This is a genomic window from Nocardia concava NBRC 100430 (assembly GCF_000308815.1).
GTDB classification, from domain to species: Bacteria; Actinomycetota; Actinomycetes; order Mycobacteriales; family Mycobacteriaceae; genus Nocardia; species Nocardia concava.
This window is the reverse complement of record NZ_BAFX01000121.1, coordinates 1-18,830: the sequence shown is the minus strand read 5'-3', so window position 1 is coordinate 18,830 and position 18,830 is coordinate 1. Positions and strand designations below refer to the sequence as shown.

The following is an 18,830-nucleotide window of genomic DNA, read 5'->3' as shown; positions in this document are numbered from 1 at the left end:
TTCGGGGTACCCGTAATACGGAGAGGTGCGCGATGAGCGACACAATCAACCCCCTGGATGGTGCGGCGGATTCGGCCAATAGACTCGGCGGCGTGACCCAGACGAGCGCCTCTGTCAACTCCCAGTCCCTCGCCGAACTCGATCCCGAGGTCGCGTCCGCGATGGGCGGCGAGCTCGCCCGCCAGCGCGACACCCTCGAGATGATCGCCTCGGAGAACTTCGTGCCGCGCGCGGTGCTGCAGGCGCAGGGCAGCGTCCTCACCAACAAGTACGCCGAGGGCTACCCGGGTCGCCGCTACTACGGCGGCTGCGAGAACGTCGACATCGTCGAGGATCTGGCCCGCGCCCGCGTCACCGAGCTGTTCGGCGCAGAATACGCCAACGTGCAGCCGCATTCGGGTGCGCAGGCCAACGCGGCCGTGCTGCACGCGCTGATGACCCCGGGCGAGAAGCTGCTCGGCCTCGACCTCGCGCACGGCGGCCACCTCACCCACGGCATGCGCCTGAACTTCTCGGGCAAGCTCTACGAGGTGCACGCCTACGGCGTCTCCAAGGAAGACCACCGCGTCGACATGGACGAGGTGCGCAAGCTCGCCAAGGAGACCCGGCCGAAGGTGATCGTCGCCGGTTGGTCCGCCTACCCGCGGCACCTGGACTTCGCGGCCTTCCGCGAGATCGCCGACGAGGTCGGCGCGTACCTGTGGGTCGACATGGCGCACTTCGCCGGTCTGGTCGCCGCGGGCCTGCACCCGTCGCCCGTCCCGCACGCCCACGTCGTGTCCTCCACCGTGCACAAGACCCTCGGCGGCCCGCGCTCCGGCCTGATCCTGGCCAAGGAGGAGTTCGCCAAGAAGCTGAACTCGGCGGTGTTCCCGGGTCAGCAGGGCGGTCCGCTCATGCACGCCATCGCCGCCAAGGCCGTGGCCTTCAAGATCGCCGCGGGCGCGGAATTCGCCGAACGCCAGGCGCGCACCCTGTCCGGCGCGAAGATCATCGCCGAGCGACTGACCCAGGCCGACGCCAAGGCCAAGGGCGTCAACGTCCTCACCGGCGGCACCGACGTGCACCTGGTCCTGGTCGACCTGCGCAACTCCGAGCTCGACGGCCAGCAGGGCGAGGATCTGCTGCACGAGATCGGAATCACCGTGAACCGCAACGCCGTTCCGTTCGACCCGCGCCCGCCGATGGTCACCTCCGGCCTGCGCATCGGCACCCCGGCGCTGGCCACCCGCGGCTTCGGCGACACCGAGTTCACCGAGGTTGCGGAGATCATCGCCGCCGCGCTGACCGGCTCGGCTGATCTGGATTCCCTGCGTCAGCGGGTTTCCAAGCTGGCTCAGGAGTTCCCGCTGTACGACGGCCTGGAGGACTGGAAGCTGCTCGGCTGAGCAGCCCATACTCGAAAGACCAAGAGCCCGCCGCGATCTGACGATCGCGGCGGGCTTTGTTGTGGGGAGGGGTGGGGTTCGCTCCGCCGCGACGCAGGGGCGCGCGGGCTGAGGCGTGCGAGGGGCGAGATCGGGGTGAGATTTCCCGTGTCAGGCGGGCCTCAGGTGGAACTCCATCGGAAAGGGAAGGTCGATGGAAGAGGTGTGGCATGGCGCGGGCGGTCAGGTTCGACGAGTACGGCGGTAGTGATGTGTTGCGGGTGGTCGAGATCCCGGAGCCGCAGGCGGGGCCGGGAGAAGTCGTGGTGCGGGTCGTCGCCACGGGGATCAATCCGGGGGAGGCGGCCATTCGGAGCGGGTTGTTGCACGAGCAGTGGCCGACCACGTTTCCGTCCGGGCAGGGCAGCGATTTCGCGGGACGGATCGCCGAGGTCGGGGCGGGGGTGAGCGGGATCGCGGAGGGGGATGAGGTCATCGGGTTCACCAATGAGCGGGCGGCGCACGCGACTCATGTGCGGGTTCCCGCGGATCAGGTGACGCCCAAGCCCGCGGCGGTGCCGTGGGATGTGGCAGGGGCGCTGTTCGTCGCGGGGACAACGGCTTTCGCGACTGTGCGCGCGGTCGAGGCGGAGAAGGGGGATGTGGTCGGCGTTTCCGGTGCCGCAGGAGGGGTGGGATCCATTGTGGTGCAACTGCTTCGCGAGCGTGGCGCCGTGGTGATCGGTATCGCGGGCCCGTCGAATCAGGACTGGTTGCGTGAAAAAGGTGTGATACCGGTCGTTTACGGTGATGGGCTCGTGGAGCACCTGCGGGATGCCGCGCCGGGTGGGATGGATGCCTTCATCGATACGTACGGCTCGGGTTACGTCGAACAGGCCATTGCGTTCGGGGTGAAGCCGGAGCGGATCGACACCATTATCGATATCGAGGCGGTCCGGCGGTTCGGGGTCAAGTTCGAGGGCAATGCCGCCGCCGACACCATCGACGTGGTGGCCGAGCTTGCCGATCTGGTCGCGGCGGGCACGCTCGAAATCCCCATTGCCGCAACGTATCCACTATCCGAGGTGAGTGCGGCGTATAAGGAGTTGGAACGCCGCCACACTCACGGGAAGATCGTGCTGCATCCCTGATCCCTCTCGGGGCGCGGGTTACAAGCGAGCCAGGCGCGGGATCGGGCCGAACTTGCCGCGGCGGAAATCGAGGAACGCCTCTTCGATCTCGTCGCGACTGCCCATGACGAACGGGCCGCCGAAGACGATCCGCTCGCGAATCGGCTTGCCGGAGAACACCATTACCGTGGTCGGCCGATCCGGATCGATACCGCGCAGCTCCAGGGTGGTCGGTTCGGCGGCGACCATAGGATCCGACCAGGCGATCTGGCCCTCGGAGACCGTGGTTCCGCCGACGGACGCCGCACCTGCGATGACGTAGGCGAACGCGCGGTCCTCGGGCGACAACACCGGGCTGTAGCTGCTGCCCGGTTCCAAGGTCACCAGCAGACCCGTTATCGGCCAATGGTTCTCGGCCGGTCCGGTGACCTCACCGGGATTGCCGGAGACGACGCGCACCAGCACCCCGGGCGCTTCGATCCGCGCCTGATCCGCCTGTCGCACATCCTGATAGCGCGTCTCGACCATGCGCTTGTCGGTCGGCAGATTCAGCCACAGCTGCAGCGTGTGCGCGTGCTCGTTGCGGAAGGCCAACTCGCGGTGGATGATTCCGCGTCCGGCGGTCATCCACTGCACGTCGCCGGGTTCCAGCGCCCCCGCGTGGCCGAGGCTGTCGCCGTGTTCGAGGACGCCGTCGAGCACCACGGTGACGGTCTCCAGGCCGCGGTGCGGATGCCATTCGAAGCCGGGGGAGGAGAACCAATCCTCGGCCATGAGCAGGAACGGATCGGTGCGGGTCACATCGTCGGGCGCGATGATCAGCGCGTTCTTGTCGACCTGATCGGTCGGCCCACCCATCGCCTTGGTCCGGACGCGGTCCACCTTGCGCGGAACCGTGACTGTTGTGGTCATGCGCTCTCCTCCTGGCCGAGAAATTGGTGACAAGTCAACCAACGGCCGGCGAGGGTGAGGTATTCCGGCGCGGCTCAGGCGTGCTTGCTGAGGTAGTCCACGTACATCGGGCGCAGCACCTCGCCGATCTTGCCCTCACCGGCGTGGACGTAGTCGTCGAGCAGGGCCGCGGTATTCCAGATATCGACCTCACCCTCGCCCTGATTGCCCGCCGCGACCTCGGCTCCCGGAATCGACTTCAGCAGTTCCCACAGGAACTTGATGTCGCCCCGCCGGGCCGCGAGCTTCACGGCACGGTCGTGTAGGTCCTTGGTGGACAAGCTTTCCAGATCCGCGATTTCGGCCATGACCTCGACTGTAATGGAGGCCATGGCACAGCAACCGAGGTACCGGGTCAAGCGCGTCTACGACGCACCCGACGCCGAGGACGGCCGCCGGGTGCTGGTGGACCGGCTCTGGCCGCGTGGCATCAGCAAACAGGCGGCGGGCATCGACGAATGGGCCAAGGAGGTGACCCCCTCGAACGAGCTCCGCAAGTGGTATCACGCGGATCCGCAGACACGCCGTGCGGAGTTCGAACGGAGGTATCGAATCGAGCTCGGGGACGAGGGTGCGCGGGAGGGGTTGGCGCGCCTGCGGAAAGAGGCCGCCGAGGGTCCGTTGACGCTGGTCACGGCCACCAAGGAACCCGAGCACAGCCATGTCCCGGTGCTGCTCGATGAATTGCGCGAATCACGCAGAGCGGACAGGCGTTAACGCGATCTTCACCAACGCGCCCGACCGTCGGGGAGCCGGATCGCGATTTCGGCGGTAGCGTCGGGGGTGCGGGCCGCGTAGGTGTGGCTCGTACGGGAGGTCCTGATCGTGACTGAGCAACTCAGTGCGAGGGGGCCGGCACCCGGCCCTCGGGTCGTACGACCCCAAGGCTGACCGGCCCAGCGAGAACGCTCGCGCGGTGTCGCGCGAGTGGCAAAGGAGCCCACCGTGACTGATGCACGCTCCGTTACCGCTCCCACCCGGGACGCCGGCTCTGACCAGGGCCCGCAGACCAAAAAGAAGGGGGCAACCGCCTCGCAGTCGTCCGATTCCGGACCGAAATCCTTCGTAGTCGATACGTCGGTGCTGCTGTCCGATCCTTGGGCGCTGACCCGTTTCGGCGAGCACCACGTGGTGCTGCCGCTCGTGGTGATCAGCGAACTCGAGGCCAAACGCCATCACCACGAACTCGGCTGGTTCGCTCGCGAGGCATTGCGCATGCTGGACGATCTGCGTCTGGCACACGGTCGGCTCGATCAGCGGGTGCCGGTCGGCACCCAGGGCGGGACACTCCAGGTGGAGTTGAACCACACCGATCCGAACGTCCTTCCCGTCGGATTCCGCACGGACACCAACGATTCCCGCATCCTGGCCTGCGCGCTCAACCTGGCCGCCGAGGGGCAGCGAGTCGTGCTGGTGTCCAAGGACATTCCGCTGCGCGTCAAGGCGAGCGCGGTGGGCCTGCGGGCCGACGAGTATCACGCGCAGGACGTGGTCACCTCCGGGTGGACCGGCATGGTGGAGCTCGAGGTGGCCGTCGCCACCGTCGACAAGCTCTACGCCGAAACCCTCATCGATCTCGACGAGGCGCGGGACATGCCCTGCCACACCGGAATTCGCTTGCTCAGCCCGCGCGGCAGCGCCCTGGCCCGGGTCACCCCGGACAAGCGGCTGCAACTGGTCCGCGGCGACCGCGAGGCCTTCGGGCTGCACGGTCGCTCGGCCGAACAGCGCATCGCGCTGGATCTGCTGCTGGACGAGAGCATCGGCATCGTGTCGCTGGGCGGGCGCGCCGGCACCGGCAAGTCGGCGCTCGCGCTGACCGCCGGGCTCGAGGCCGTCCTGGAACGGCGCACGCATCGAAAGGTGGTGGTGTTCCGGCCGCTCTACGCGGTGGGCGGACAGGAGCTCGGCTATCTGCCGGGCTCCGAGAGCGACAAGATGGGTCCGTGGGCGCAGGCCGTCTTCGACACCCTCGAGGGGCTGGCCAGCCCCGAGGTGATGGAGGAGGTGCAGGCGCGCGGCATGCTGGAAGTGCTGCCGCTCACCCACATTCGCGGACGCTCGCTGCACGACTCCTTCGTGATCGTGGACGAGGCGCAGTCGCTGGAACGCAATGTGCTGCTCACGGTGCTGAGCCGATTGGGCAGCGGGTCGCGGGTGGTGCTCACCCACGATGTCGCCCAGCGCGACAACCTGCGGGTCGGACGGCACGACGGCGTGGCCGCCGTGATCGAAAAGCTCAAGGGGCACCCGCTGTTCGCGCACGTGACCCTCACCCGCAGTGAGCGGTCGCCGATCGCGGCGCTGGTGACCGAGATGCTGGAGGAGTTCGGGCCCAACTCCTGACGCTCGATAATTGAGACCCGCCCGGCCGGAGTGCGACTCGCGCACCGGCCGGGCGATTCCTTTTGCGTGTGTTTCGTACCCGGTGCGGCAGGGTAGTTTTCGGTGAAATTCCAGCTCGGCCGCACTTTCGGGAGGATTTGGAAATGCACCACATCGCTCGACGCACGGCTGGCATCATCGCGGCGCTTGCGGTCGTCACCGCACTCGGCGCGGGTTGCGACAAGGACAAGGACAAGGATTCCGCGTCGTCCACCACCACGGCGACCGCGACCTCCGAGACGCACACCGCCGAAACCAAGATCTCCACCCCGAACGGTGAAATCGCCGTCGCCGGAGGGGTTCTGGAGAAGTACAACGCCATGGGCGGACCCAGCAGCCCGCTCGGCATGCCCACGGGCCCGGCCAAGGACGCCCCCGACGGCGGCATGGTGCAGGAATTCGACGGCGGCGCCATCTACTCCAGCCCGACCCACGGCACCCATGTGGTGTGGGGCGAGATCCGCAAGGCGTGGGAGGAACAGGGCGGCGCAAGCGGCAAACTCGGCTACCCGACCAGCGACGAGTTCGATATCGCCGGCGGCAAGCAGAGTGATTTCAGCGGCGGCACCATCACCTGGGTCGACAACAAGACCACCGTCACCGAGAAATAGCCCGGCGGTCCGGGGCGCGGTGACGTGCGCCCCGGATCCGGCCTATTCCATAGCCGATTCGAATACCGCGCGAAGATCCCCGCGTTTGCCCGAATACGGCTAGGTTGGTCCGGTGCAGAACGCTTTGGCCGATCGGGACCTGCTGGTATCACTCGCGGACGTGGTGGAGGAAAACCTCGTGCGGCATATCGCCGCCGCCGCGGAGTGGCAGCCCCACGACTATGTGCCGTGGGACGACGGCCGCAATTTCGCCTTCATGGGCGGAACCGATTGGGAGCCCGCGCAATCCGAGCTCAGCGAGGTCGCCAAGACCGCGCTCACCGTCGGCGTGCTGATCGCCGACAACTTGCCCGCCTACCACCGCGAACTCGGCAAGTACCTGAACCGGGGCCCGTGGTGGCGCTGGGTCGGCCGCTGGACCGCCGAGGAGAACCGCCACGAGATCCTCATCCGCAACTACCTCATGGTCACCCGCGCCGTCGACCCGATCGCGCTGGAGCGGATGCGCATGGCGCACATGACCGCCGGCTTCCGCCGCCCCGCGATGCACCTGCCCGACGTGATCGCCACCCTCGCCTTCGAGGAAACCGCCGCCGCCGTGCGCCACCGCACCACCGCGCGCCTCGCCGACAATGTCATCGTCGCCACCATCGCCGACCGCCTCGCCGCCGACGACGAACTCCAGGCGGTGTTCTTCGCCAACCTGGTCAGCGCGGCCCTCGACCTGGCCCCCGATCAGACCGTCCGCGCCATCGCCGACCGCGTCGCCGACTTCCACGTTCCCGTGGTCGAACTCGCCGACGGGCGCACCAGCACCGAGGTCCTCGCCGAGGCGGGCATCTACGACCCCGCCCGCGAGCCCGAACTCGTCTTCACCCCGCTGCTCGAGCAGTGGAATATCTTCACCCGCACCGACTTCACCGAAGCGGGCGAGAAGGCCCGAGCCGAACTGGCCCACCTGCGCCCCTGATCCAATCCCGCGCTATCGAGCCTCTCGGGGCCCCTTCGCGTGGTTCGATGCCGACGCCCGCCGCGAAATCGTGGCGGGCGTCGCGCTTTTCGTATCCCCGCGATGACCCGGCGCAAAGCCTGCCGCTCTCAGTGATTCTCGCTCGGGTCGCCGGAGACGACGGCGGCGAGGTTGGCGAGTTCGTTCGCCCGCCCTTGCTGGAGGCGCTCGGTCCAGACGTCGTCGTGCATGGCGTCGACGGTCATCACCACGCGGACGCCCGCGTCGGTCGGCTCGAGGTCCACGGTGGTGAGGAACTCGTAGGGCTCCACGCCGGGGATGAAGTCGGCCAGCGAGGTGTAGGCGAGCCGGTTGGGGCCGTCGACCTCGGTGAACGTCTTGCGGGACTCGGTCGACAGGGGCATGCCGACGGACCGCATGAACTCGATCTGCTCGGGGGCCGTCGCGGTCATCGTGTAGACCAGTTCGCCGCCCGGGCGCAGGTCCAGCCGGTCGACGTGAACGGTGAAACCGTCCGGCGCCCACCACTTCTCGATTCCGGCGGCGGTGGTCCACAGGTCCCAGATGGTCTGGGCGGTCGTGGGGTAGTCGTGTTCGATGCGGATCCGGTCGGACATGGTGTGCTCCTCGATTCGGAAATATTCTCTGTAAGGAATATATCCCTGGAGGCATACTTAGTCAATGGACCCCGTACTGTTCGCCGCCCTGGCCGAACCCAACCGGCTGCGGATCGTGGAGCTGCTCAATGCCGCGCCGCGTCCGGTCGGCGAGATCGCCACCGCGCTCGACCTGCGCCAACCGCAGACGACGAAGCATCTCCAGGCGCTCGAACGCGCCGGGCTGGTGGTGATGGAACCGCTCGGGCAGCGCCGCATCTACGCCCTGCGCCGCGGTCCGCTGCGGGAACTACGCGAATGGCTCGCCGGGTTCGAGGCCGACCACCCGTCCGAATCGGTACTCACCGAGTATCGAACGGCCATCGCCGCCGAACCGGTGCTGAACCACGAATTCGAGCGCACCCTGCCGGTACCGGCGGCGACGGTATGGGAGTGGTGGACCTCGCCCGACCTGGTGCGCGACTGGTGGCACCCAGAGCATTTCGAGATGGCGGACTGCGTCCTGGAACCGGTCGCCGGAGGTGTCCTGTCGATCGAGCTCCGCGAGGGCGACGGCACCCGGTACCACAGCGCGGGCCGCTACCTCGATGTTCAACCGCCCCAACGCCTCCGGTTCCAGCTGTCACCGCTGAACGCCGACGGGACCCCGCTCTTCGAGGCCGACCACCTCCTGGAGCTGACCTCCACCCCCGCGGGCACCCGACTGAATCTTCGAATCAGCCTCTCCGACCCCACGCCCGGCTCCGAACCGGCCATGGCCGGTATCCACCTCGGCTGGAACCAACTCCTGGACAACCTCACTCGAGCCATCGCCGGGACCGCCGGACGGCCGGGGTGATTCGGCGTCGGTGGGGACTGCAAGAATCGGTGTGGTGACCACCGAGACGCCTGCGCGGCCGCCGAGTTCGTCTGCCGAGAATCCGATGCCGGTGCGGACCATCTCGGTGAAGGTGGCGCAGTGGATCGATCGGCTGGGCGCGGTGTGGGTGGAGGGGCAGATCACCCAGATGAACGTGCGGCCGGGGACCCGGACGGCGTTTCTGGTGCTCAGGGATACGGCGGCGGATATGTCGCTGTCGGTGACCTGCGATCCGGAGCTGCTGCGGAATTCGGCGGTGCCGCTGCAGGAAGGCAGCCGGGTCGTCGTGTACGGGAAGCTGTCGTTCTTCACCGGGCGGGGCACGGTGTCATTGCGGGTCACCGAGATTCGGCCGGTGGGGATCGGGGAGCTGCTGGCCCGCATCGAGCGGCTGAAGGCGTTGCTGTCCGCCGAGGGGCTGTTCGATCCGCGGCTAAAGCGGCCGATTCCGTTCCTGCCCAATCGAATCGGCCTCATCACCGGCCGCGCCAGCGCCGCCGAACACGATGTGGTGACCGTGGCCACCCAGCGCTGGCCCGCGGTGCGGTTCGAGATCCGCAATACCGCCGTGCAGGGGCCGACCGCAGTGCCGCAGATCCTGGAGGCCATCGCCGCCCTGGACGCGAATCCGGAAGTGGATGTGATCGTGCTGGCCCGCGGCGGCGGCAGTGTCGAGGATCTGCTGCCGTTCTCCGACGAGACCCTGTGCCGCGCCATCGTTTCGGCGAAGACCCCGATCGTCAGCGCCATCGGCCACGAACCCGACAATCCGATCTCGGACTACGTCGCCGACCTGCGCGCCGCCACCCCGACCGATGCCGCCAAGCGCATCGTCCCCGATGCCGCCGCCGAAGCCGCGCTGCTGCAAGAACTTCGCTCCCGCGCGGCCGCGGCGCTGCGTGGCTGGGTCGATCGCGAGTCCCGCGCGCTGGCCCAGATGCGTTCGCGCCCGGTGCTGGCCGACCCGCTACGCCTGCTCGACCAGCGCCACGACGAGATCGAGCGGCTGCGGATGTCCGCCGAGCGCGCGGTCACCCATCTGCTCACCGGCGAATCCACCACCACCCGCCACCTGCGCGAAAAGCTCTCCGCCGTGGGCCCGGCCGCCACCCTGGCCCGCGGTTACGCGGTGGTGCAACGGGTCAACGGCAAGGACCGCGAGGTGGTCCGCGCCATCGAGGACTCCCCGCCCGGCACCCAGCTCCGCATCCGGGTGGCCGACGGCGCGATCTCCGCCGCCGCCCTCGGCACCCAATCCCTGGCTCCCCGCCCCACCCGAAAGGACACGGCGTGAGCGGTCAGGCCCGGAAGCGGCAGCGAAGCGTAACCATGGAGGGCCCCGCCCACGCCAGAGAGGAAACTGTATGAGCGAGACCACCGACGATCGCGCCGAGATCGCCACCTTCGGCTATGAGCGTGCCCGCGACGAACTGGTCAATGTGGTGAAGATGCTCGAGCAGGGCGGGATGGATCTCGATGACTCGCTCGCCCTGTGGGAGCGTGGCGAGGCGCTGGCGAACCGCTGCGAACAGCACCTGGCGGGGGCCCGCAAGCGGGTCGAGGACGCGCTGGCCCACCGGACTTCGGAGGAGTGAGCCGAGCTCTTCGGAGGAGTGATCGAAGCGGCTGGGCTCCAGCCGCTTTCGAATCAGCCGCGCGGCAGCGTGATTACTTGTGCGGCAGCGGCTGGGCCTGGCTGACGGCGGTCGCGAGGGTATTGAAGGCCGCGCCATTGCCCGCGCCCTTGATCACCACGCGGGAATCACCGAAGTCGGCGATCCATGCGGGCTCCGAACCCTGCTCGGCGTAGACGATCCACTTCTGCCCGCCGCGCTGCTCGCTGCCCGACGCCGGGCGTCCGCTCGCGTACTTCTTGTCGAGAGCGTCGACGCTCGCGTTCGACTGGGTCAGCTGCATGTACGTGCCCTCGGGCGTGATGTACCCGACGGTGCTGGTCTGCCCGCCGCCCGTCCCGGTGATGGTGTCGTGGCTGCCCGAGTTCGGCGTCCACTTGTCCGGATCCGCGTCCGGCAGCACCGGCAGTCGGATCGGGAACGACATGAGCCGCGCGTCATCGGTGAGCGCCGCCTTCACATCGAAGTTCGGAATCTGCCCCTGCTTGGGCCCGCCCGTGGAGAACGAGCACTGGCTCGCGATCCCCGCGATGACCAAGCAGATCAGCACCAGCGAAGCGAGCGACCACAGCAGGTCCTTGTAGTCGTTCTGACTGCGCGGCTTTTGGTACGACACGTCACTCAGTATCCATGGGGCACAGGTGCGACCGAGCTCACGGTGGGTGGAAACGTAAGTACGTGCCGGAGCCCCCGAACCGCAATGCGACAATTCACGCAGCAGTAAACGACCAAGGAGGCTCCCGTCATGACCGCATCCAGCCGCCGCGAGGCGCCGGACCGCAACCTAGCGCTCGAGTTGGTCCGGGTCACCGAGGCCGGGGCCATGGCCGCGGGCCGGTGGGTCGGCCGGGGCGACAAGGAAGGCGGCGACGGCGCGGCCGTGGACGCCATGCGGCAGCTGGTGGCGACCGTCTCCATGCGCGGCATCGTGGTGATCGGTGAGGGCGAGAAGGACGAAGCGCCCATGCTCTACAACGGTGAACTGGTCGGCGACGGCACCGGCGCCGAACTCGATTTCGCGGTCGACCCGATCGACGGCACCACCCTGATGTCGAAGGGCTCGCCGGGCGCGATCTCCGTGCTGGCGGTCGCCGAGCGCGGCGCCATGTTCGATCCCTCGGCCGTGTTCTACATGGAGAAGATCGCCGTCGGCCCCGACGCCGCCGATGTCATCGACCTATCCGCCCCGATCGCGGAGAACCTACGCCGCGTCGCCAAGGCCAAGAACTCGTCGGTCTCCGACCTGACGGTCTGCATCCTGGACCGTCCCCGCCACGCCGAGCACATGAAGGCCGTCCGCGACGCGGGCGCCCGCATCCGCCTCATCTCCGACGGTGACGTCGCCGGCGCCATCGCCTGCGCCCGTCCGGAATCCGGCGTCGACATGCTCATCGGCATCGGCGGCACCCCCGAGGGCATCATCGCCGCGGCCGCCATGCGCTGCCTGGGCGGCGCGCTGCAGGGCAAGCTGGCGCCGAAGGACGACGCCGAGAAGCAGAAGGCCATCGACGCCGGCCACGACCTCGACCGCATCCTGAGCACCAACGACCTGGTCTCCGGCGACGACGTGTTCTTCAGCGCCACCGGCGTCACCGACGGTGATCTGCTCAAGGGTGTGCGCTACTACGGCGGCGGCGCGTACACGCAGTCCATCGTCATGCGCGCCAAGTCCGGCACCGTCCGCATGATCGACGCGTACCACCGGCTCACCAAGCTGAAGGAGTACGCCTCGGTGGACTTCATCGGCGACGAGCACGCCACCCCGCCGCTGCCCTGATCGGCGAAAAGCCTTGTGTGGCCGGACAGTCGACCGACTGTCCGGCCACCTTCGTATTCCCGGCCGGGAGTGTGCTGATTCCCTCAGGCGTGGCACCCCCACGGCGTTCGGGACGGGCATAGGGTCGATTTCATGACCGAGACCGAATACCGGATCGAGCACGACACGATGGGTGAAGTGCGGGTCCCCGTCAATGCCCTGTGGCGGGCGCAGACGCAGCGCGCCGTGGAGAACTTCCCGATCAGCGGACGGGGCCTGGAGCGCGCGCAGATTCGCGCGCTCGGCCTGCTGAAGGCGGCCACCGCGGCCGTGAATCGCGATCTGGGCCTGCTGGACAAGGCGAAGGCGGATGCCATCATCGCCGCCGCGGGCGAGATCGCCGATGGCAAGCATGACGACCAGTTCCCGATCGACGTGTTCCAGACCGGCTCGGGCACCAGCTCGAACATGAACGCCAACGAGGTGATCGCGAGCATCGCCGCGCGCGACGGCGTCACCGTGCATCCCAATGACGACGTGAACATGTCGCAGTCGTCCAACGACACCTTCCCCACCGCAACGCATCTCGCCGCGACCGAGGCGGTCGTCAAGGATCTGATCCCGGCGCTGGATCATCTGCGGCTGGCGCTGCTGGACAAGTCGACGGAGTGGAAGTCGGTGGTCAAGTCCGGCCGCACCCATCTCATGGACGCGGTGCCGGTGACCCTGGGCCAGGAGTTCGGCGGCTACACCCGGCAGGTCAGCGCCGGTATCGAGCGCCTGCTGGCCACCCTGCCGCGGGTCGGTGAGCTGGCGATCGGCGGGACCGCTGTCGGCACCGGCCTCAACGCGCCCGACGGGTTCGGCGCGAAAGTCGTTGCGGAACTGGCGAAGGCGACGAATCTGGACCATTTGTCCGAAGCTGTCGATCATTTCGAGGCGCAGGCCGCCCGTGACGGGCTGGTGGAGCTCTCCGGCGCGCTGCGCACCGTGGCGATCAGTCTCACCAAGATTGCCAACGACATTCGCTGGATGGGTTCGGGTCCGCTCACCGGTTTGGGCGAATTGCAGTTGCCGGATCTGCAGCCCGGTTCCTCCATCATGCCCGGGAAGGTGAATCCCGTTCTCCCGGAGGCGGTTACCCAGGTGGCCGCGCAGGTCATCGGAAATGACGCGGCCATTGCCTGGGGCGGCGGTAACGGCGCTTTCGAATTGAATGTCTATATCCCGGTTATGGCCCGGAATGTGCTGGAGTCGATTCGCCTGCTGGCCAATGTTTCCCGATTGTTCGCCGATAAGTGCGTCGTGGGACTTGTCGCGAATGTCGAGCACCTGCGTCAGCTGGCGGAATCCTCGCCCTCGATCGTGACGCCGTTGAATTCGGCGATCGGTTACGAGGAGGCTGCGGCGGTGGCCAAGCAGGCGCTGAAGGAGAAGAAGACTATCCGCCAGACGGTCATCGATCGGGGTCTGATCAGCGACAAGCTGTCGGTCGAGGAGCTGGATCACCGCCTCGATGTCCTCTCTATGGCGAAAGTCGACGACTCGAAGTAGTGAGATCCGGTCGAGTGCCGGTCAGCGACCTATTTTTCTTTTCTGAAACAGACTGTGAAACGGATCACGCATAGCCTGCGATTAGCTGAGTGTCCGCATCCGCGGATGTTTCAGGAAAGGAAAGAACAATGCTCGCAGCAATCCTCTTCGGCCTTCTTGCCATCGGCGGCGTCGGCGCTGCCGCTCTGCTCACGAGCCTCGGCATTCTTCTTTGAATGCACTGGTCGGTGGATGTGGCGGCAGTAGCCGCCACATCCACGTCAGTGCTTTCTTCATGTTTACGGCGAGTCAGTTCGCCACCATTTCGGGGTAGTTCTTCAGATCGATGTCGTTCTTGGCGTTCTCGCCGAACTTCACCATCAGCTTGAATCCCCGCGAGCGCACGAACCAGTTGCGCATCCGCAGGCCACGAGCCGTCCGAGGCGCGATGAACCGCCCGGGGCTCGCCTCATCGGCCTTGCGCAGCAGCCGCTTCATGATTTCCTCGTAGCGTGCGAACGCCACGGTGTGATCCCCGTCGGCCATGGCCAATTCACCGGCGAGCACATAGGCGCCGACAATCGCCGATCCGGTGCCGAAACCATTGAGCGTGTGGCCGTGGCCCGCATCCCCGACGAGCGCCACGCGGCCCTTCACGAAGTTCTTCATCTTCACCTTGGCGATGGCGTCGAGGTAGAAACCCTCCAGGTACGGCAGCTCCGCCAGCATGCGCGGCGCTTCCCAGCCCATTCCGGCGAATTGCTCGGCCACGATCGCGCGCTGCTGATCCAGATCGTCGCGCGAGTAATCGAGTTCGGGCGAGGCGAACAGGTAGAACTGCGCGGCCTTGTTCCCGCCCGTCATCGCGAACCGGCCCGGGATATTGCAGCCCAGGGACCGGGCGCGCTGACGATCACCCTCGGGCATGTCCGCCCAGATCGACGCACCCGCGATGGCGTAGTAGTAGCCGTCGTGGTGCACGTAATCCGCCTCCGGTCCGAAGGCCAGCTTCCGGATCCGCGAGTGGATGCCGTCGCAGCCGAAGACCAGGTCGAAGACGCGCGCGGGCGAGTTCTGGAATTCGACGTACACGCCGTCGGCCGATTCCTGTAGCGCGGTGACGGTGTCGCCGAAGAGGTATTCGCATTTCCCGGCGGTCCGGTTGTAGAGGACCTGGGCCAGGTCGCCGCGCAGGATCTCGATATCGCCGCCAAGGAATTCGCCGGCCATGACGGCCTGCTCGGTGCCGCTCTCGTCGACCAGCACCCAGTCGGTCTTGCCGGTCTGGCGGCGCTTGATGTCGTCGAGCACACCCATCCGCTCGAGCACGGTCATGTGGGTCTCGCCGGTGAAGTCGACGGCCTGGCCGCCCGAGCGCAGGCTCGGGGCCTTCTCGACCACGGTCACCTGGAAGCCGTAGCGCTCGAGCCAGTAGGCGAGGGCGGGACCGGCGACGCTGGCTCCGGAGATGAGGACGGTGGTCTTGCGCATTTCGGTGACTCCTTCGGTAACTGCGTCCCTCGGACGCTGTTGATGTTTATTAGAGTATGGTGGACGCAGTTTCATGTCAACCCCGAAATCCGGAAGGATGGCGACCATGCCGGCACCGACCACCCTCGAACTGCTGTGGGGCACCCCCGACCGCCCGCGGCGTGGGCCGAAACCCTCGCTCACACTGGAGCGGATCGTCGCCGAGGCCATCGAACTCGCCGACGCCGAAGGATTGGCCAACCTGTCCATGGCGCGGCTGGCGGAACGGGTCGGGTGCGCCAAGATGGCGCTGTACCGCTACATCCCGGGGCGGACCGAACTCACCGCGCTCATGCTCGACAGCGCACTCGGCGCCCCGCCGAAAATCGAGGCCGCGCAGGCGGATTCGCCGGAGCCATGGCGCGCCTACCTGCGGCTCTGGACCGAGACCATCTACGAGCAGGTTCGAACGCACCCGTGGGCGAACGAACTGGCCACCGGTATCCGCCCGATGGGCCCCAATGAATTGGCCTGGGTGGATGGGGCTTTGAGCGTGCTCGTCGACACCGGTCTGAGCGTTGCCGAACAGTTCGACACGGTCGTCCTGCTGCTCAGCCATGCCCGCGCCATCGCCATGCAGACCGCGGTCTCACCGGGGGAGGATCCCGCCGAGGAACAGATGGGCCGGGAGCTCGGCGCGGTGCTCGCGGCCCAGGCCGAGCGGTTCCCGCACGCGGTTGCGGCCTTCGCGGCGACCATGAACAACCAGTCCGACCCCGGTGAGGGCAATGCGCTCACCTTCGGAATCGACCGCATCCTGGACGGTCTCGCCGCGTTCATCGCCACCCGTCGCGAGTCCGCGTAATTCCTTCGCCGCGGCCCGGATTCGGCCTACGCTCGGCTCATGTCCGAGCTACCCGAGTTGAAGCAGGATCCGGTCACCACGGTGCGCGAGTTCTTCGCCGCCATGGAGATGAAGATCGTCGACGAGGCCCTGGATCTGGTGGATCCGGCCATCGTCTGGAAGAACACCTCGCTCCCCGACATTCGCGGCGCCGACCGCGTCCGCTGGGTCCTCACCCAGCTCAACAGCCCCCGCTTCGGCTTCCGCGCCGACATGCACCACATCGCGGCCACCGAGGACGGCACGGTCCTCACCGAGCGCACCGACTACCTGCGCATGGGTCCGGTCGAGATCTCCTTCTGGGTCTGCGGCACCTTCGAGTTCCACGACGGCCGAATCAGCCTGTGGCACGACCATTTCAGCTGGGAGAACTTCCTGCGCGGCACGGTGACCGGGCTGATTCGCGCGGTACTCCCGCGCTGACAAGGGGTTTCGCGCGTGCCCACTCGCGCGAAAGCCCTTGAAACGAAGCGCACCGGCCGCCGGGTAATGCCCGGTCGACCGGCGCTGGTCGAGAGTCGGTTTCCTACTTGGCCTGAACGGTCGCGATGCGGTTCGTCAGCATGGTGACGAAAGGCGCACGATCGAACGTCTCCTGCTCGTAGGCCAGGAGGGTGGCCAGCTCCTCCACCGACAGCTGACGCAGACGCGCACGCAGCTGGGCGATGGTCATATTGGCGTAGTCGAAGCGCGACGCCACCTCGGGCTCCACCACACCGCTGCCATTGTGGCCGTTGGTCGACGACTTGGAAGCCGTTGCCGGAGCCGGGGTTTCGGCGGCCTCCGGTTCGGCTGCCTCCTGCGCGGCCGATTCGGTGGCAACCGGTTCGGGCTCGGCCGAAACGGGTGCGGCGGGGGCCTCGGCGGGCTCCTCGACGGCCGGTTCGGGCTCGGTAAAGAGGTCGAAACGGCTCTGCCGTACCGAATCGGAAGCGAAGCTCGGCGTTTGCTCGTCGGCTTCGTCCTCATCGAAGGTGGCCCAGGCGGGCTGTTCTTCCGGCTGGTTGACCAAACGGTCGAAAACTTCGTCGCCCTTGAGAGCGAGGCTGGTCACGAACTGCTGGAGGTGCATGGTGGTCTGCAACATCTGGCTGATCGCGGTGATCGGGAAATTGAGTGCGGTGGTCGGTAGCCGACGAGTTTCCTCGAGGGCATAGACGGCAGCCCCGGCGGCGACCCGGGCCAGGAACGGAGGTCGGAACATGCCCCTAGCCTGCCCGAAACGCCGTGTGATGCAAAGGTGAGAGCGCACGAAAAGTGATTGTGACCCTAACCTCCGCGCGAATGCGCGCCGAGGGGCACACGTATTCTTGGGGCCATGTCCTCGGCTATCCCTTTGAACGTCGGAATCGTCCGGTCCGCGGCGGGTGATGCCGACGCGCCCAAACGAGTTCTGCTCGCCGAACCGCGCGGCTACTGCGCCGGTGTGGACCGGGCGGTCGAAACGGTGGAGAAGGCGCTCGAAAAGCACGGCGCCCCCATCTATGTCCGCAAGGAAATCGTGCACAACCGGCACGTGGTGGAAACCCTGCGCGAGCGCGGCGTGATCTTCGTCGACGAGACCGACGAGGTGCCCGAGGGCGCGCTCGTGGTGTTCTCGGCGCACGGCGTCTCCCCGGCCGTGCACGAATCGGCCGCCGCGCGCAGCCTGCACACCATCGACGCCACCTGCCCGCTGGTCACCAAGGTGCACCAGGAGGCCAAGCGCTTCGCCCGTGACGACTTCGACATCCTGCTCATCGGCCACGAGGGCCACGAGGAGGTCGAGGGCACCGCGGGTGAGGCCCCCGAGCACGTCCAGTTGGTGGACGGCCCGGACGCCGTCGACCAGGTCACCGTGCGCGACGAGAACAAGGTGATCTGGCTCTCCCAGACCACGCTCTCGGTGGACGAGACCATGGAGACGGTGAACCGGCTGCGCCTGCGCTTCCCCAAGCTGCAGGATCCGCCGAGCGACGACATCTGCTACGCCACCTCCAACCGGCAGACCGCGGTGAAAGCCATGGCGCCGGAATGCGATCTGGTGATCGTGGTCGGCTCGCGCAATTCCTCGAATTCGGTGCGGCTGGTCGAGGTCGCGCTGACCGCCGGGGCGCGGGCCGCGCATCTGGTCGACTTCGCGCGCGAGGTCGATACCGCGTGGCTGGAGGGTGTGCGCACGGTCGGCGTCACCTCGGGCGCCTCGGTGCCGGAGATTCTGGTCGAGGGTGTGCTGGAACTGCTGGCCGAGCACGGTTTCGGTGAGGTGGTGCCGGTCACCACCGCCAATGAGACGCTGGTGTTCTCGCTGCCGCGCGAACTGCGCGCCGCACGCGCATAGCGTCCGAAGGTACGGGCGTAGCCTCCGAAACGTACGGGCGTAAGCTCCGAAACTCATTCGCGCCCTCCACATTCGTCGTGGAGGGCGCGAATTGCTATCCGGATGATGTTATTTCGTACCGGATTTCGTGATTGCCGGAAATCTACGTGCGTGTCGCTCGCGTGTCGCCGAACCGGATTTCCTGATCAACGCTCGATGCGGCCGGAATCGCGTTCGCGATAGCGCACATTCGGGCGCGGGTGCGGCGGGATATCGCCCGGCTGCGGGCGACGGCGGCGGCCGCCCTCGGGCTGGGCCGGATTGGGTTCGGGGGCGGCGTGATT

At 67.3% G+C, this 18,830-nt stretch carries 20 protein-coding genes; 14 read left to right on the top strand and 6 right to left on the bottom strand.

The genetic code is table 11. The features are described 5' to 3' along the window. The first annotated feature begins 92 nt into the window (after window positions 1–92). Window positions 93–1,388 carry a serine hydroxymethyltransferase gene (glyA, locus tag ON43_RS28155; RefSeq protein WP_040812351.1) on the top strand — a complete coding sequence of 432 codons (1,296 nt, stop codon included), beginning with the start codon at window positions 93–95 and terminating at the stop codon, window positions 1,386–1,388. Window positions 1,389–1,597: 209 nt separating this feature from the next. Next, window positions 1,598–2,518 (top strand): NADP-dependent oxidoreductase, encoded by a 921-nt coding sequence (locus ON43_RS28150; RefSeq protein ID WP_040812322.1) that lies wholly within the window; start codon window positions 1,598–1,600, stop codon window positions 2,516–2,518. 18 nt (window positions 2,519–2,536) lie between these two features. On the opposite strand, the gene ON43_RS28145 is transcribed toward ON43_RS28150, so the two are convergent. Together ON43_RS28145 and ON43_RS28140 are read right to left on the bottom strand one after the other, a co-directional pair. Continuing rightward, the gene (locus ON43_RS28145) at window positions 2,537–3,409 is read right to left on the bottom strand and encodes a pirin family protein (protein WP_040812321.1); all 873 of its coding nucleotides are present in this window, start codon (window positions 3,407–3,409) and stop codon (window positions 2,537–2,539) included. A 74-nt stretch (window positions 3,410–3,483) separates the two neighbouring features. Further along, entirely contained in the window at window positions 3,484–3,756 is a 273-nt protein-coding gene (locus ON43_RS28140) for a hypothetical protein (protein ID WP_040812319.1), read from the bottom strand. Here ON43_RS28140 and ON43_RS28135 point away from each other — a divergent pair. From ON43_RS28135 to ON43_RS28120, 4 genes are all read left to right on the top strand, one after another. After that, the gene (locus ON43_RS28135; RefSeq protein ID WP_245568783.1) at window positions 3,755–4,165 is read left to right on the top strand and encodes a DUF488 domain-containing protein; all 411 of its coding nucleotides are present in this window, start codon (window positions 3,755–3,757) and stop codon (window positions 4,163–4,165) included. The two genes, ON43_RS28140 and ON43_RS28135, sit on opposite strands and share 2 nt — an antisense overlap. A 228-nt stretch (window positions 4,166–4,393) precedes the next feature. Continuing rightward, a complete protein-coding gene (gene phoH2, locus ON43_RS28130) occupies window positions 4,394–5,794 on the top strand; it encodes an RNA 5'-3' helicase PhoH2 (RefSeq protein WP_083913790.1) in 1,401 nt (466 codons plus the stop codon). Window positions 5,795–5,937: 143 nt separating this feature from the next. Continuing rightward, window positions 5,938–6,444: an LGFP repeat-containing protein gene (locus ON43_RS28125; RefSeq protein ID WP_040812348.1), complete on the top strand. Its 507-nt coding sequence runs from the start codon at window positions 5,938–5,940 to the stop codon at window positions 6,442–6,444. 112 nt (window positions 6,445–6,556) lie between these two features. Next, on the top strand, window positions 6,557–7,414 hold the full coding sequence (locus tag ON43_RS28120) for an acyl-ACP desaturase (protein WP_040812315.1): 858 nt from the start codon (window positions 6,557–6,559) through the stop codon (window positions 7,412–7,414). 128 nt (window positions 7,415–7,542) lie between these two features. Here the strand turns inward: ON43_RS28120 and ON43_RS28115 are convergent, their stop codons facing one another. Beyond that, window positions 7,543–8,031 carry an SRPBCC family protein gene (locus tag ON43_RS28115; RefSeq protein WP_040812313.1) on the bottom strand — a complete coding sequence of 163 codons (489 nt, stop codon included), beginning with the start codon at window positions 8,029–8,031 and terminating at the stop codon, window positions 7,543–7,545. Window positions 8,032–8,095: 64 nt separating this feature from the next. Here ON43_RS28115 and ON43_RS28110 point away from each other — a divergent pair, with 64 nt between their 5' ends. The 3 genes from ON43_RS28110 to ON43_RS28100 all read left to right on the top strand — a co-directional run bounded on the left by ON43_RS28110 (window position 8,096) and on the right by ON43_RS28100 (window position 10,485). Continuing rightward, complete coding sequence (locus ON43_RS28110) at window positions 8,096–8,869, top strand: metalloregulator ArsR/SmtB family transcription factor (protein ID WP_040812311.1); 774 nt, start codon at window positions 8,096–8,098, stop codon at window positions 8,867–8,869. A gap of 85 nt (window positions 8,870–8,954) precedes the next feature. Next, the gene (gene xseA / locus ON43_RS28105) at window positions 8,955–10,184 is read left to right on the top strand and encodes an exodeoxyribonuclease VII large subunit (protein WP_051179375.1); all 1,230 of its coding nucleotides are present in this window, start codon (window positions 8,955–8,957) and stop codon (window positions 10,182–10,184) included. Between the two features lie 70 nt (window positions 10,185–10,254). Further along, complete coding sequence (locus ON43_RS28100) at window positions 10,255–10,485, top strand: exodeoxyribonuclease VII small subunit (RefSeq protein WP_040812309.1); 231 nt, start codon at window positions 10,255–10,257, stop codon at window positions 10,483–10,485. 73 nt (window positions 10,486–10,558) lie between these two features. Here ON43_RS28100 and ON43_RS28095 read toward each other — a convergent pair whose 3' ends face one another. After that, entirely contained in the window at window positions 10,559–11,140 is a 582-nt protein-coding gene (locus tag ON43_RS28095) for a DUF4245 domain-containing protein (RefSeq protein WP_040812307.1), read from the bottom strand. Window positions 11,141–11,269: 129 nt separating this feature from the next. Here ON43_RS28095 and glpX point away from each other — a divergent pair, with 129 nt between their 5' ends. Together glpX and ON43_RS28085 are read left to right on the top strand one after the other, a co-directional pair. Continuing rightward, window positions 11,270–12,301 (top strand): class II fructose-bisphosphatase, encoded by a 1,032-nt coding sequence (glpX, locus tag ON43_RS28090; RefSeq protein ID WP_040812305.1) that lies wholly within the window; start codon window positions 11,270–11,272, stop codon window positions 12,299–12,301. 132 nt (window positions 12,302–12,433) lie between these two features. After that, window positions 12,434–13,834, top strand: coding sequence for a class II fumarate hydratase (locus ON43_RS28085; protein ID WP_040812303.1), 1,401 nt, complete (start codon window positions 12,434–12,436; stop codon window positions 13,832–13,834). Window positions 13,835–14,122: 288 nt separating this feature from the next. Here ON43_RS28085 and ON43_RS28080 read toward each other — a convergent pair whose 3' ends face one another. Next, the gene (locus ON43_RS28080) at window positions 14,123–15,304 is read right to left on the bottom strand and encodes an FAD-dependent monooxygenase (protein ID WP_040812301.1); all 1,182 of its coding nucleotides are present in this window, start codon (window positions 15,302–15,304) and stop codon (window positions 14,123–14,125) included. A gap of 106 nt (window positions 15,305–15,410) precedes the next feature. Here ON43_RS28080 and ON43_RS28075 point away from each other — a divergent pair, with 106 nt between their 5' ends. Together ON43_RS28075 and ON43_RS28070 are read left to right on the top strand one after the other, a co-directional pair. Beyond that, entirely contained in the window at window positions 15,411–16,148 is a 738-nt protein-coding gene (locus ON43_RS28075) for a TetR/AcrR family transcriptional regulator (protein ID WP_040812344.1), read from the top strand. 39 nt (window positions 16,149–16,187) lie between these two features. Continuing rightward, window positions 16,188–16,610, top strand: coding sequence for a limonene-1,2-epoxide hydrolase family protein (locus ON43_RS28070; protein ID WP_040812298.1), 423 nt, complete (start codon window positions 16,188–16,190; stop codon window positions 16,608–16,610). A 103-nt stretch (window positions 16,611–16,713) separates the two neighbouring features. Here ON43_RS28070 and ON43_RS28065 read toward each other — a convergent pair whose 3' ends face one another. Next, on the bottom strand, window positions 16,714–17,391 hold the full coding sequence (locus ON43_RS28065) for a lipid droplet-associated protein (protein WP_040812296.1): 678 nt from the start codon (window positions 17,389–17,391) through the stop codon (window positions 16,714–16,716). A gap of 114 nt (window positions 17,392–17,505) precedes the next feature. On the opposite strand from ON43_RS28065, the gene ON43_RS28060 reads away from it, so the two are divergent. Beyond that, entirely contained in the window at window positions 17,506–18,507 is a 1,002-nt protein-coding gene (locus ON43_RS28060; RefSeq protein WP_040812294.1) for a 4-hydroxy-3-methylbut-2-enyl diphosphate reductase, read from the top strand. The last annotated feature ends 323 nt before the right edge of the window (window positions 18,508–18,830 follow it).

Excerpts from the sequence above, each read along its gene's own strand:
- ON43_RS28150 (WP_040812322.1), top strand. The coding sequence starts at position 1,598 with ATGGCGCGGGCGGTCAGGTTCGACGAGTACGGCGGTAGTGATGTGTTG.
- ON43_RS28145 (WP_040812321.1), bottom strand. The coding sequence starts at position 3,409 with ATGACCACAACAGTCACGGTTCCGCGCAAGGTGGACCGCGTCCGGACC.
- ON43_RS28135 (WP_245568783.1), top strand. The coding sequence starts at position 3,755 with ATGACCTCGACTGTAATGGAGGCCATGGCACAGCAACCGAGGTACCGG.
- ON43_RS28140 (WP_040812319.1), bottom strand. The coding sequence starts at position 3,756 with ATGGCCGAAATCGCGGATCTGGAAAGCTTGTCCACCAAGGACCTACAC.
- ON43_RS28125 (WP_040812348.1), top strand. The coding sequence starts at position 5,938 with ATGCACCACATCGCTCGACGCACGGCTGGCATCATCGCGGCGCTTGCG.
- ON43_RS28115 (WP_040812313.1), bottom strand. The coding sequence starts at position 8,031 with ATGTCCGACCGGATCCGCATCGAACACGACTACCCCACGACCGCCCAG.
- ON43_RS28110 (WP_040812311.1), top strand. The coding sequence starts at position 8,096 with ATGGACCCCGTACTGTTCGCCGCCCTGGCCGAACCCAACCGGCTGCGG.
- xseA (WP_051179375.1), top strand. The coding sequence starts at position 8,955 with ATGCCGGTGCGGACCATCTCGGTGAAGGTGGCGCAGTGGATCGATCGG.
- ON43_RS28100 (WP_040812309.1), top strand. The coding sequence starts at position 10,255 with ATGAGCGAGACCACCGACGATCGCGCCGAGATCGCCACCTTCGGCTAT.
- glpX (WP_040812305.1), top strand. The coding sequence starts at position 11,270 with ATGACCGCATCCAGCCGCCGCGAGGCGCCGGACCGCAACCTAGCGCTC.
- ON43_RS28085 (WP_040812303.1), top strand. The coding sequence starts at position 12,434 with ATGACCGAGACCGAATACCGGATCGAGCACGACACGATGGGTGAAGTG.
- ON43_RS28080 (WP_040812301.1), bottom strand. The coding sequence starts at position 15,304 with ATGCGCAAGACCACCGTCCTCATCTCCGGAGCCAGCGTCGCCGGTCCC.
- ON43_RS28075 (WP_040812344.1), top strand. The coding sequence starts at position 15,411 with ATGCCGGCACCGACCACCCTCGAACTGCTGTGGGGCACCCCCGACCGC.
- ON43_RS28070 (WP_040812298.1), top strand. The coding sequence starts at position 16,188 with ATGTCCGAGCTACCCGAGTTGAAGCAGGATCCGGTCACCACGGTGCGC.
- ON43_RS28065 (WP_040812296.1), bottom strand. The coding sequence starts at position 17,391 with ATGTTCCGACCTCCGTTCCTGGCCCGGGTCGCCGCCGGGGCTGCCGTC.
- ON43_RS28060 (WP_040812294.1), top strand. The coding sequence starts at position 17,506 with ATGTCCTCGGCTATCCCTTTGAACGTCGGAATCGTCCGGTCCGCGGCG.